Here is a 12,059-nt window from a genome sequence, read left to right as displayed (position 1 = left end):
GACCCAAGAAAGCACTCGGCGGGCTGGCGCCCGCCGTCTACGCCAAGCAGCTTGCTGCAAAGGCTATTACCATCAACCCAGGGCTCTAAACCAAACCGCTACTCAAGGCGGGGTAACGTCGTTGGCTCTGGTCATTCATCCCGAGCTGCAACCTTCTTCAAGCTGGGTGCGGCTGCTAATCATCGGCGCATCCGCAGTATTGGTTCTGGGTGGCGAATACGCGTATCAAGTTGATACCTGAAAGTGAAGCTCCGTAATCAGTGGTTCAAGCCAACCGGCCACGCCTTCTACGCGGCCATGGCCTCAACCTAGGCGTTGGGACTAACGAGTATTCGCCCATGCGCATTAGTCCCGTGTTGCCAACCTTCTTTGCCATATCGCTCATGGCACACGGCGCGGAGCATTCGCCTGCGCTTCATTATGGTCCCCTGGAGTCGTTTGATGGATGGGCTGGATCTGTTGCCGAAACCCTCGCCGCAGTGAAAGCGAAAGAGGGGGTGAATGTTGAGCTTCAAGACGGTTGGACAATCATCACAGAAAGAGAAGAATTAACTCTTTGGTCCTTCGCGCCATCTGATCACTTCGCCTTCCCTGCCGCATCGCGCAACTATACCTATCAGGCTCAGGACGGTGCGTGGTACTCAGTACGCACCACGCGTTGCGAAGCATCAAAGACAGCCTGTGACAAGCTTGTGCAGCAGTTCCAGGCAATGGATGAACGCATGCGCAATGTAATCAGAAATGACGAACGTTAGATCTAATCAGCCGCTCTACCGCGACGCCTCCGGCGGCTTGACGGCCGCGTCGTCGCAGGTGGGCGTCATGAAAGTCTTAGGCATCGACATCATCATTGAGCTGGACCATTCGCTATCGGAGACAGCCAAGGCTGTCTCCAGAGCGCTCGGCGTCGCGATGAAGGAAGAGTTAACAGGACGCTTCGAGGAGTGTCCGGCATATACAGCAAAGAGCGGCGGAGTTGTCTATGTCCTCTTGGGCGTACCCGAGCCTGAGCACGACATTAGTGATGATCCAACTAATGACTACTGCTTGCATGTATGGCCAGAGCGCGAGGGCGCCGTTGTGCCTGAACTTGCTTTCGTTGTTGAGGCGCTTCGTATGGCGGGCCTGCGCGCGTCATAACCAGCTCGCCCAACCAGGCGCCCCCATGCAGTAGCCGCCCCACCCCGGCTACCATGCCCCATGCTCAAGACCACCCTCCTCTTCTTCGCCACCGCCCTGGCCGAGATCATCGGCTGCTACCTGCCCTGGCTGTGGCTGCGCCAGGGCAAGTCAATCTGGCTGCTGCTGCCGGCGGCGGCCAGCCTGGCCCTGTTCGTCTGGCTGCTGACCCTGCACCCGGCCGCCAGCGGGCGGGTCTACGCCGCTTACGGCGGGGTCTACGTAGCCACCGCCCTGGTCTGGCTGCGGGTGGTGGACGGGGTGCGGCTGGGCCCCTGGGACTGGATGGGCGCTGGCATCGCCCTGGCCGGCATGGCGATCATCGCCGCGGGCTGGCAGCGTCCGGCCTGAATCCCGCGCCACGGCCCTGCCGGCAAGAAATACGGAGTTCCGTTAGGAGCCCGGCCCGGCCCCGGGGATAATGTTTCGCAGGGAGCTTGCGTCCCGAAGAAGCCCGGCAGAGATGCCGGGCTTTTTTGTGGGCGCTCCCCCGCCCCCATTCCACCACCCAGCACCAGGGAGGCAGGCTGCTGCCTGCAACCAACCCATGAACCATTACCAGCGCCGCCCCGCGATCCACGCCACCGCCACGGCGCATCTCAGCTTGGCCGAGGAGGGCGCCTACAACCGCCTGCTGGACTGGCAGTACAGCCGCGAATGCCCCCTGCCCCCGACTCATGACGAGCTGTATCGCATCGCCCGCGCCACTACCGCGGCCGAGCGCCAGGCCGCCCTGAAGGTCGCCACCACTTGGTTCAGTGACGAGGGCTGGCACCCCCAGGCGCGCCGCGACGTGGAAAAGAGGCAGTCGCGTGCCACCGCGCGCGCCAACTCGCCCACCCCAGCCCCGGCCGCCAGCCCGGCACCGCCGGCAGCGCCCCCGCCAGCCCCCGCCCCGTCCAGGGCCCCAGCCCAGAAGCCCGCCGTATCGGCCTTGCTCTCGGTCAGCACCGAAGAGGTCCTGGAGTTCGGTGCCGCCCTGCTGAACACCTGGGCCATCCCGGCCGCCCGCGCCCGGCCCGTTCTGGAGACCCTGCACCGGAGCCTGGGCGAGGATCGGGCCTTCAGTCTATTGATGGACTGCAAGCAGTTGCGCCCCCGGGACCCCATCACCTGGCTGCAGCAGGCGGCGGCAGCCGTCCTACCCGGGCGCGGCGCCCTCGCTAGTCCCTGCGGGTGAGGCGGCGCAACGGCCGTAACCTGACAATTCCACCCGGTTTTTTATTCCCGCAAGCGCTGTTTTCAGGCAATTACGGGCCGGGCTGCCACTACCGGCACGATTTGTCTTAAGATTGCGCCCCATTTTGCACTGCACCATGGATTGAAATGGCCGCCTTCGCCCCCGAGCGTGTCCTGAGCGTTCACCACTGGAACGACTCCCTGTTCAGTTTCAAGACGACCCGTGATCCGGGCCTGCGCTTCCGCAATGGCCAGTTCGTCATGATTGGTCTGGAGGTCAATGGGCGCCCGCTGATGCGCGCCTACAGCATCGCCAGCGCCAACTACGAGGACTACCTCGAGTTCTTCAGCATCAAGGTCCAGAACGGCCCGCTGACCTCGCGCCTGCAGCATCTGAAGGAAGGCGACGAGTTGCTGGTCAGCCGCAAGCCTACTGGTAGCCTGCTGCTGGACGACCTCAAGCCTGGCAAGAACCTCTATTACTTCAGCACCGGCACCGGCCTGGCGCCGTTCATGTGCCTGGTCAAGGACCCGGACGCCTACGAGCGCTTCGAGAAGATCGTGCTGATCCACGGCGTGCGCAACGTCAACGACCTCGCCTACAAGGAGTTCCTGGAAGGCTTGCCCAATGACGAGATCCTGGGCGATCTGGTGCGCGACAAGCTGATCTACTACCCGCTGGTGACCCGCGAGGAGTTCCGCAACCAGGGCCGCCTGACCGACGTCATCAATAACGGCAAGCTGGCCGCCGACATCGGCCTGCCGGAGCTGAACCCGGTGACCGACCGCGTGATGATCTGCGGCAGCCCCCAGATGCTGAAGGACTCCTGCGAGATCCTCGACGCCCGCGGCTTCGAGATCTCGCCGCATATCGGCACCCCGGGCGACTACGTGATCGAACGGGCCTTCGTGGAGAAATAAGGCCGCAAGCGTCACGGCTGTACACCGGAGTTGCACACCGAAGGCCCGCACATGCGGGCCTTCTGCTGTCAACACCCCTGCAACTTCCGACAAAAAAATCAGCGCTCAGGCACCTCCCCGGTCTATAATCCGTTTGGACGGCATGCGGGCCGTCACCCCTGGGCAAGTTTTCACCACGCCATGCCGGTCGAGGCTCGACCTTCGCGGCTGCCCGGGGAGCGCCCGCACAAGATTAAAGACAGACCAACGACCGTACGAGGCCACGAATGACCGATTTCGCCAGCGTTCCGGAATCGCCCGAGTTCTGGGGTACCACCCTCTACATCATTGGCGTTTTTGGCCTCTGTGGCCTGATGCTGGTGCTGTCCTGGCTGCTGGGTGGCCGCTCCGGCGCCCGCGCCCGCAACGAGCCCTTCGAGTCCGGCGTGGTCTCCGGCTCCCCCGAAAAGCTGCGCCTGTCCGCCAAGTTCTACCTGGTGGCCGTGTTCTTCGTGATCTTCGACGTGGAGGCCCTGTTCCTCTACGCCTGGGCCGTGTCGGTCCGTGAGGCCGGCTGGATGGGCTTCATCGAGGCCTTCATCTTCATCTTCATCCTGGGCGCCAGCCTGGTCTACCTCGTTCGCGTCGGCGCCCTGGACTGGGCACCGCAGGCGCGCAAGGCGCGCAAGCAGCGCGAAGACAAGCAGACCTGATCCGCCCTCCCCCCGGCAAGCGCGAGCCAGCCCCATGCCTCAATACACCCTTACCCGAATAGACCCGAACCGTCCGACCGGCGTTTCGCCCTTTGCCAAACCGGCCGAGGAGACGTTCACCGAGGAGCAGGTCAGCCGCAACGTGCTGACCGCCAAGCTCTCGGACCTGGTGCAGTGGGGCCGCAAGAACTCGATCTGGCCGTACAACTTCGGCCTGTCCTGCTGCTACGTGGAAATGGCCACGGCCTTCACGCCGACCCATGACCTGGCCCGCTTCGGCTCCGAAGTCATCCGCGCCACGCCGCGCCAGGCCGACCTGATGGTCATCGCCGGGACCTGCTTCATCAAGATGGCCCCGGTGGTCCAGCGCCTGTACGAGCAGCTGCTGGAACCCAAGTGGGTGATCAGCATGGGCTCCTGCGCCAACTCCGGCGGCATGTACGACATCTATTCCGTGGTGCAGGGCGTGGACAAGTTCCTGCCGGTGGACCTCTACGTGCCGGGCTGCCCGCCCCGCCCCGAGGCCTTCCTGCAGGGCCTGATGATGCTGCAGGACTCCATCGGCAAGGAACGGCGCCCGCTGTCCTGGGTGGTGGGAGACCAGGGCATCTACAAGGCCCAGATGCCGGCGCAGCGCGACCTCAAGCAGGCCGAGCGCCAGGCGCAGACCATCCTGCGCACGCCGGATTCGGTGTAACGCATGGCCGACGGAGCCCCCGCCCTGCCCGAAGTCGTCCGCGAGCTGATCGCGCGCTTCGGCGAGAACCTGTTCACCCTGCAGCCCACCGTCGACCAGGTGCCGACGCTGTGGCTGCCGGCCAACCGCCTGCACGACGTGCTGCGCTACCTCAAGAACGAGGTGCCCAAGCCGTACAAGATGCTGTACGACCTGACGGCCATGGACGAGCGGCTGCGCAAGCACCGCCACGGCCTGCCGCAGGCCGACTTCACGGTGATCTACCACCTGCTGTCGATCGACCGCGACATCGCCACCCGCGGCAAGGGTGACGTGCGCCTCAAGGTGGCGCTGCAGGGCGAGACGCCCTCGCTGCCGACCATCACCAACGTCTACCTCAACGCCAACTGGTACGAGCGTGAGGTCTGGGACATGTTCGGCATCGTCTTCGACGGCCACCCGGGCCTGCGCCGCATCCTGCTGCCGCCGACCTGGACCGGTCACCCGCTGCGCAAGGACTACCCGGCGCGCGCCACCGAGTTCGACCCCTTCTACCTGGACTCCCTGAAGCAGGACATGGAGCAGGAGGCGTTGCGTTTCGTCCCCGAGGACTGGGGCATGAAGCGCGGCACCGATGACCACGACTTCATGTACCTCAACTTCGGCCCGAACCACCCGGCGGCGCACGGCGCCTTCCGCGTGGTGCTGCAGCTCGACGGCGAGGAGGTGGTGGATTGCGTGCCGGACATCGGCTACCACCACCGCGGCGCCGAGAAGATGGGCGAGCGCCAGTCTTGGCACACCTACATCCCGTACACCGACCGTATCGATTACCTCGGTGGCGTGATGAACAACCTGCCCTACGTGCTGGCGCTGGAGAAGATCGCCGGCATCAAGGTGCCGGAGCGCGTCCAGACCATCCGCGTGATGATGGCGGAGTTCTTCCGCATCACCTCGCACCTGCTGTTCTACGGCACCTACGCCCAGGACGTCGGCGCGATGTCGCCGGTGTTCTATATGTTCGTGGACCGCCAGAAGGCCTACGACGTGATCGAGGCCGTCACGGGCTTCCGCATGCACCCGGCCTGGTTCCGTATCGGCGGCGTGGCGCACGACCTGCCGCAGGGCTGGGACCGCAAGGTCCGCGAGTTCCTCGACTGGATGCCCAAGCGCCTGGACGAGTACAAGAAGGCCGCGGTCGAGAACGCCATCTTCAAGTCGCGCTCGCGCGACGTGGCGGCCTACGACACCGCCTCGGCGATCGAATGGGGCGTCACCGGCCCCGGCCTGCGCGCCACCGGCTGCAACTACGACCTGCGCAAGGCCCGCCCCTACTCCGGCTACGAGAACTTCGACTTCGAGGTGCCGGTGTTCCACAAGGGCGACTGCTACGACCGCACCCTGGCGCGCGAGGAAGAGATCCGCCAGTCGCTGCGCATCATCGAGCAGTGCCTCAACAACATGCCTTCCGGCCCGTACAAGGCGGACCACCCGCTGACCTGCCCGCCGCCGAAGGAGCGCACCCTGCGCGACATCGAAACCCTGATCACGCACTTCCTGGACGTGTCCTGGGGCCCGGTGATGCCGGCCGGCGAGACCAGCCAGATGATCGAGGCGACCAAGGGCATCAACAGCTACTACCTCACCAGCGACGCGGCCACGATGAGCTATCGCACGCGCATCCGCACACCGAGCTTCGCGCACCTGCAGCAGATTCCGGCGGCGATCAACGGGCAGATGGTGCCCGACCTGATCGCCTATATCGCCAGCATTGACTTCGTGATGGCCGATGTCGACAGATAAAGTCGTCAAACTCGCCGATCTCAACAAGCCCTCCTTCGTCCTCAGCGACGAGGAGCGCCACGAGATCGAGCACGCACTGACCCACTACCCCGACGGCCGCGCGGCCAGTATCGACGCGCTCAAGGCGGTGCAGAAGCACCGTGGCTGGGTGCCGGACGACGCGATCCCCGTGATCGCCGAAGCCATCGGCATCAGCGCCGCCGACCTCGAGGGCGTGGCCACCTTCTACAGCCTGATCTTCCGCCGCCCGGTGGGCCGCCACGTGATCAAGGTCTGCGACAGCATCTCCTGCCATCTCACCGGCTACGACGAGCTGCGCGGCGAGCTGGAGAAGCAGCTCGGCATCCGCTTCGGCCAGACCACCCGGGACGGCCGCTACACCCTGCTGCCGATCTGCTGCCTGGGCGCCTGCGACCGCGGCGCCACGATGATGATCGACGACGACCTGCATGGGCCGGTGGAGCCCAAGGACGTCGCCGCGATCCTGGGGAACTACCAGTGAGCACTCTGCGCAGCGCGAAGGACCCCAACTACCAGAAGCCGCTGACGCGCCTGATCGACACGGCTGCGGGTCCCCTGGACCTGAAGAGCCACGAGGCCGAGGGCGGCTACTCCGCCCTGCGCAAGGCGATCAAGGAGCTCAAGCCGCAGGACGTGCAGGCCAAGGTCAAGGAAGCCAACTTGCGCGGCCGTGGCGGCGCCGGCTTCCCCACCGGCATCAAGTGGTCGCTGATCCCCATGGGGCCGGACGCCGGCACCAAGTACATCGTCTGCAACGCCGACGAGATGGAGCCGGGCACCTTCAAGGACCGCCTGCTGATGGAGCAGGCCCCGCACCAGCTGGTCGAGGCCATGGCTCTGGCCGGCTATGCGATCCAGGCCCAGACCGGCTACATCTTCCTGCGCGGCGAATACGTCGTCGCCGCCGAGCGCCTGAACCGGGCCATCGCCGAGGCCCGCGCCGCGGGCCTGCTGGGCAAGAACGTGCTGGGCGGCGAGTGGAGCTTCGAGCTCTACGTGCACACCGGCGCCGGCCGCTACATCTGTGGTGAAGAGACCGCGCTGATCAACTCGCTGGAAGGCCGCCGCGCCAACCCGCGCGCCAAGCCGCCCTTCCCGCAGATCGCCGGCCTCTGGGGCCGTCCGACGATCGTCAACAACGTCGAGACGCTGTCCAACATCCCGCACATCCTGCTCAACGGCCCCACCTGGTTCAAGGAATTGAACCAGGGCAAGACCAGCGACGCCGGCACCAAGCTCTACGGTGTCTCCGGCCGCGCCAACAAGCCGGGCTGCTGGGAACTGCCGATGGGCACCACCGCCCGAGAGCTGCTGGAAGTGCATGCCGGCGGCATGCGCGGCGGCAAGAAGCTCAAGGCCTGGCTGCCGGGCGGTGCGTCCACCGACTTCCTGCTGCCCGAGCACCTGGACCTGCCGATGGACTTCGACACCATCGCCCGCGCCGGCTCCCGCATGGGCACCGGCCTGATCACGGTGGTGGCCGAGGACCAGAGCATCGTCTCGGCGGTGCGCAACCTGGAAGAGTTCTTTGCCCGCGAGTCCTGCGGCTGGTGCACGCCTTGCCGTGACGGCCTGCCGTGGACGGTCAAGATCCTGCGCGCCATCGAGAACGGCCAGGGCAAGACCGGCGACATCGAGCAGTTGAGCAAGATGACGCGCTGGCTCGGCCCCGGCCGCACTTTCTGCGCCCACGCACCGGGCGCGATGGAGCCGCTGCAGTCGGCCATCAAGTATTTCCGCGACGAATTCGAGATCGGCATCGTCTGCGACATCGACGAGGTCAAGCCGGACGTCTGCACCCTCCCCGCAGGGCTGCCGGACATCACCGACGACCGCGACCTCGCCACGAAGAAAGCGAGCTGATTCATGGCAATCATTCACGTTGACGGCAAGCAGTTCGAGGTCAAGGGCGGCGACAACCTGCTCCAGACCTGTCTCTCGCTGGGCCTGGACATCCCCTACTTCTGCTGGCACCCGGCGCTGGATTCGGTCGGTGCCTGCCGCCAGTGCGCGGTCAAGCAGTACAAGGACGGCGACGACAAGCAGGGCCGCATCGTCATGTCCTGCATGACGCCGACCACGGACAACACCTGGATCTCGATCGACGACGAGGAATCCAAGGAATTCCGCGAGACCATCATCTCCTTCCTGATGACCAACCACCCGCACGACTGCCCGGTCTGCGAGGAAGGCGGCCACTGTCATCTGCAGGACATGACCGTGATGACCGGTCATCACAACCGCGAGTACCGCTTCACCAAGCGCACCCACCGCAACCAGGACCTGGGCCCGTTCATCGCGCACGAGATGAACCGCTGCATCTCCTGCTACCGCTGCACGCGTTTCTACAACGACTATGCTGGCGGCACCGACCTGGGCGTCTACGGCTCCGCCGCCAACGTCTACTTCGGCCGCGAGAAGGACGGCACGCTGGAGAACGAGTTCTCCGGCAACCTCACCGAGGTCTGCCCCACGGGCGTGTTCACCGACAAGACCCACTCCGAGCGCTATACGCGCAAGTGGGACATGCAGTTCTCGCCCAGCATCTGCGCCAGCTGCTCGGTGGGCTGCAACATCTCCCCGGGCGAACGCTACGGTGAGGTGCGCCGCGTCGAGAACCGCTATCACGCCGAGCTCAACGGCTACTTCCTCTGCGACCGCGGCCGCTTCGGCTACGGTCACGTCAACCGCAAGGACCGTCCGCGCCAGCTGCTGGTGAGCAAGGACGGCCGGCGCGAGGCCATGGACGGTGGCGACGCGCTGGAGTTCATCCGTCAGCAACTCAAGGCCGGTAAGCCGGTGCTGGGCATCGGCTCACCGCGCGCCTCCATCGAATCCAACTACGCCCTGCGCGAGCTGGTCGGCGCCGCCAACTTCAGCAACGGCCAGTCCGCGCTGGACGCCGCCCTGGCCCGCCTCTGCCTGGACGTGATGCAGAAGGGCACCGCTCCCTGCGCCACCCCGGCCTCGGTCGAGGAAGCCGACGCCGTGCTGGTCCTGGGCGAAGACGTGCTGGCCACCGCGCCGCGCATCGCCCTGGCCCTGCGCCAGGCCGCCAAGGGCAAGGCCGACACCCTGTGCGCCGAGAAGAAGGTGCCCGACTGGCAAGCGGCTTCGGCCAAGGACATCGCCCAGCGCCAGCTGAACCCGGTGTTCGTCGCCACCCCGGCCAAGACCCGCTTCGACGACGTGGCCGTGGCCACGCACCGCGCCGCCGCGCCCGACCTGGCCCGCCTGGGCTATGCCATCGCGCACGCGCTGGACGCGTCCAGCCCGGCCGTGGAAGGCCTGGATGCCAAGACCACCGAGCTGGCGCAGCGCATCGCCGCCACGCTCAAGGCTGCCAAGCGTCCGCTGGTGATCTCCGGTACCGGCTGCGGCGACGCCGCCGTGATCCAGGCGGCCGCCAACATCGCCTGGGCGCTGCAGGCCAGCCATCCGGGCGCCGAGATCTGCCTGGCGGTGCCGGAATCCAACAGCATCGGCCTGGCCCTGTTCGACGCCGCCGACCTGGAAGCCATGCTGGCCCGCGCCGCCGCCGAGCCAAGCGTGCTGGTGGTGGTGGAGAACGACCTCTACGCACGCCTGCCGGCCGCCCAGGTCGACGCCGCCCTGGCCAAGGCCACGCTGATCGTGCTGGAGCACCAGGAGACCCGCACCGCGCAGCGCGCCCAGGCCCTGCTGCCGGCCGCGAGCTTCGCCGAAGGCGACGGCACGCTGGTCAACTATGAAGGCCGCGCGCAGCGCTACTTCCAGAACTTCGACCCCGCGTACTACGACCGCTCGGTCGCCATCGCCGAATCCTGGCGCTGGCTCGACCGGCTGCAGAACGGTGACGCGGCGCAGGAGAACCTGGACGACGTGCTGGCCCAGGCCGAAGCCGCCCTGCCCGCCCTCAAGGGCATCGCCGCCGCCGCCCCCAACGCCAGCTTCCGCATCAAGGGCATGAAGGTCGCGCGCGCGCCGCAGCGCCAGTCCGGCCGCACCGCCGCCCGCGCCAACATCTTCGTGCACGAGCCGCGCTCCACGCAGGACGCCGACTCCGCCCTGGCCTTCTCCATGGAAGGCGTCAACGGCTCCCACGGCATCGACCGCCCGCCGGAACTGCTGCCCTTCGCCTGGGCCCCGGGCTGGAACAGCCCGCAGGCCTGGAACAAGTTCCAGGCCGAGGTCGGCGGCTCGCTGCGCGGCGGCGACTCCGGCGTGCACCTGTTCAAGGCCGGCGCCTCGCGCCCGGCCTACTACGCGGCGGTGCCGGCGGCCTTCAAGCCCAACGGCGCCCTGCGCGTGGAGCCGCTGTACCAGCACTTCGGCAGCGAGGAGCTGTCATCGCGGGCCGCGCCGATCCAGGAGCGCATCCCGGCGACCTATGCCGCGCTCAACGTCGGCGACGCCGCACGCCTGGGCGTGAACCATGCCGAGCTGGTGAGCATCACGCTCGACGGCCAGACCTTCAGCCTGCCCGCGCGCGTCCGTCCGGACCTGCCGGCCGGCGTGCTCGGCCTGCCCGTGGGCCTGGCCGGTGTGCCGCCGCTGAAGGCCGGCAGTGCCGCCACCGTCGCCAAGGGAGCCTGAGCGCATGTCCGCATTCGTGGATTGGCTGACCTCGCCGGTAGTCCTCGCCGCGATCTGGGCGATGGTGAAGTCCGTGATCATCCTGCTGGGCGTGGTCCTGACCGCGGCCTGGATGATCTGGCTGGAGCGCCGCCTGCTGGCCCTTTGGCAGGACCGGTACGGCCCGAACCGCATCGGCCCCTTCGGCCTCGGCCAGGTCATCGCGGACATGATCAAGATCTTCTTCAAGGAAGACTGGACGCCGCCCTTCGTCGACAAGGTCACCTTCATCCTCGCGCCGCTGATCGCGATGAGCATGATGTTGCTGGGCTTCCTGTTCGTGCCGATCACGCCGAACTGGGGTGTCTCCTCGGCCGACCTGGGCATGCTGTTCTTCTTCGCCATCGGCGGCCTGGCGGTGTACGCGGTGATGCTCGGCGGCTGGGCCTCCAACAGCAAGTACGCACTGCTCGGCGGCCTTCGCTCCACCGCGCAGACCATCTCCTATGAAGTATTCATGGGCCTGTCGCTGATGGGCGTGGTGATGCAGGCCGGCACCTTCAACCTGCGCGAGATCGTGGAGTACCAGCAGGCCGGCTACTGGAACATCATCCCCCAGTTCATCGGCTTCTGCGTCTGGGCGCTGGCCGCCGTGGCGGTCACCCACCGCACGCCGTTCGACCTGCCCGAGGCAGAGTCGGAACTGGCGGCGGGCTACCACACCGAATATTCGGGCATGAAGTTCGGCATGTTCTTCGTCGGCGAGTACGTCGGCATCGTCATGGTCTCGGGCCTGACGGTGGCGCTGTTCTTCGGCGGCTGGGAAGGCCCCTTCTGGACCGAGCAGATTCCCTTCGTCTGGTTCGCCATCAAGAGCCTGTTCTTCATGTCCAGCTTCATCCTGCTGCGCGCCGCGCTGCCGCGCCCGCGCTACGACCACATGATGTCCGCGGCCTGGAAGGTCTGCCTGCCCTTGTCGCTGATCAACCTCCTCGTCACCGGCGCGATCGTGCTGTGGAACCACGGAGCCTGAC

At 66.4% G+C, this 12,059-nt stretch carries 13 protein-coding genes; all 13 read left to right on the top strand.

Translation table 11 applies throughout. The annotated features are described in order from the left end of the window. Positions 1–241, top strand: a 241-nt coding sequence (locus tag QT386_RS14240) for a hypothetical protein (RefSeq protein ID WP_289274446.1), incomplete at its 5' end; no start/stop codon positions are given. Positions 242–338: 97 nt separating this feature from the next. Next, entirely contained in the window at positions 339–755 is a 417-nt protein-coding gene (locus QT386_RS14235; RefSeq protein ID WP_289274445.1) for a hypothetical protein, read from the top strand. A 67-nt stretch (positions 756–822) separates the two neighbouring features. Then, complete coding sequence (locus QT386_RS14230; protein ID WP_289274444.1) at positions 823–1,140, top strand: hypothetical protein; 318 nt, start codon at positions 823–825, stop codon at positions 1,138–1,140. Between the two features lie 60 nt (positions 1,141–1,200). Next, on the top strand, positions 1,201–1,530 hold the full coding sequence (locus QT386_RS14225; protein ID WP_289274443.1) for a YnfA family protein: 330 nt from the start codon (positions 1,201–1,203) through the stop codon (positions 1,528–1,530). Positions 1,531–1,726: 196 nt separating this feature from the next. Further along, complete coding sequence (locus QT386_RS14220) at positions 1,727–2,359, top strand: DUF1376 domain-containing protein (RefSeq protein WP_289274442.1); 633 nt, start codon at positions 1,727–1,729, stop codon at positions 2,357–2,359. 146 nt (positions 2,360–2,505) lie between these two features. Continuing rightward, positions 2,506–3,279 carry a ferredoxin--NADP reductase gene (locus QT386_RS14215; RefSeq protein ID WP_289274441.1) on the top strand — a complete coding sequence of 258 codons (774 nt, stop codon included), beginning with the start codon at positions 2,506–2,508 and terminating at the stop codon, positions 3,277–3,279. A 266-nt stretch (positions 3,280–3,545) separates the two neighbouring features. Beyond that, a complete protein-coding gene (ndhC, locus tag QT386_RS14210; protein WP_289274440.1) occupies positions 3,546–3,971 on the top strand; it encodes an NADH-quinone oxidoreductase subunit A in 426 nt (141 codons plus the stop codon). A 34-nt stretch (positions 3,972–4,005) separates the two neighbouring features. Further along, on the top strand, positions 4,006–4,668 hold the full coding sequence (locus QT386_RS14205; protein WP_289274439.1) for an NADH-quinone oxidoreductase subunit B family protein: 663 nt from the start codon (positions 4,006–4,008) through the stop codon (positions 4,666–4,668). A gap of 3 nt (positions 4,669–4,671) precedes the next feature. Then, positions 4,672–6,450, top strand: coding sequence for an NADH-quinone oxidoreductase subunit C/D (gene nuoC, locus QT386_RS14200; protein ID WP_289274438.1), 1,779 nt, complete (start codon positions 4,672–4,674; stop codon positions 6,448–6,450). Further along, positions 6,437–6,952, top strand: coding sequence for an NADH-quinone oxidoreductase subunit NuoE (nuoE, locus tag QT386_RS14195; RefSeq protein ID WP_289274437.1), 516 nt, complete (start codon positions 6,437–6,439; stop codon positions 6,950–6,952). The genes nuoC and nuoE overlap by 14 nt, the downstream gene beginning before the upstream one ends. Positions 6,953–6,993: 41 nt before the next feature. Further along, complete coding sequence (gene nuoF / locus QT386_RS14190; RefSeq protein WP_367401443.1) at positions 6,994–8,334, top strand: NADH-quinone oxidoreductase subunit NuoF; 1,341 nt, start codon at positions 6,994–6,996, stop codon at positions 8,332–8,334. A 3-nt stretch (positions 8,335–8,337) separates the two neighbouring features. Continuing rightward, positions 8,338–11,046: an NADH-quinone oxidoreductase subunit NuoG gene (gene nuoG / locus QT386_RS14185; protein ID WP_289274435.1), complete on the top strand. Its 2,709-nt coding sequence runs from the start codon at positions 8,338–8,340 to the stop codon at positions 11,044–11,046. 4 nt (positions 11,047–11,050) lie between these two features. Beyond that, positions 11,051–12,058 carry an NADH-quinone oxidoreductase subunit NuoH gene (gene nuoH / locus QT386_RS14180; protein WP_289274434.1) on the top strand — a complete coding sequence of 336 codons (1,008 nt, stop codon included), beginning with the start codon at positions 11,051–11,053 and terminating at the stop codon, positions 12,056–12,058. The last annotated feature ends 1 nt before the right edge of the window (position 12,059 follow it).

It is taken from the genome of Solimonas sp. SE-A11 (assembly GCF_030345715.1).
Taxonomy (GTDB): Bacteria; Pseudomonadota; Gammaproteobacteria; order Nevskiales; family Nevskiaceae; genus Solimonas_A.
This window is presented reverse-complemented; position numbering and strand designations above follow the sequence as displayed.

Coding starts and splice junctions, on each gene's coding strand:
- nuoH (WP_289274434.1), top strand. CDS start 11,051: ATGTCCGCATTCGTGGATTGGCTGACCTCGCCGGTAGTCCTCGCCGCG.
- nuoE (WP_289274437.1), top strand. CDS start 6,437: ATGTCGACAGATAAAGTCGTCAAACTCGCCGATCTCAACAAGCCCTCC.
- QT386_RS14230 (WP_289274444.1), top strand. CDS start 823: ATGAAAGTCTTAGGCATCGACATCATCATTGAGCTGGACCATTCGCTA.
- QT386_RS14205 (WP_289274439.1), top strand. CDS start 4,006: ATGCCTCAATACACCCTTACCCGAATAGACCCGAACCGTCCGACCGGC.
- nuoC (WP_289274438.1), top strand. CDS start 4,672: ATGGCCGACGGAGCCCCCGCCCTGCCCGAAGTCGTCCGCGAGCTGATC.
- QT386_RS14215 (WP_289274441.1), top strand. CDS start 2,506: ATGGCCGCCTTCGCCCCCGAGCGTGTCCTGAGCGTTCACCACTGGAAC.
- QT386_RS14225 (WP_289274443.1), top strand. CDS start 1,201: ATGCTCAAGACCACCCTCCTCTTCTTCGCCACCGCCCTGGCCGAGATC.
- QT386_RS14220 (WP_289274442.1), top strand. CDS start 1,727: ATGAACCATTACCAGCGCCGCCCCGCGATCCACGCCACCGCCACGGCG.
- ndhC (WP_289274440.1), top strand. CDS start 3,546: ATGACCGATTTCGCCAGCGTTCCGGAATCGCCCGAGTTCTGGGGTACC.
- QT386_RS14235 (WP_289274445.1), top strand. CDS start 339: ATGCGCATTAGTCCCGTGTTGCCAACCTTCTTTGCCATATCGCTCATG.
- nuoG (WP_289274435.1), top strand. CDS start 8,338: ATGGCAATCATTCACGTTGACGGCAAGCAGTTCGAGGTCAAGGGCGGC.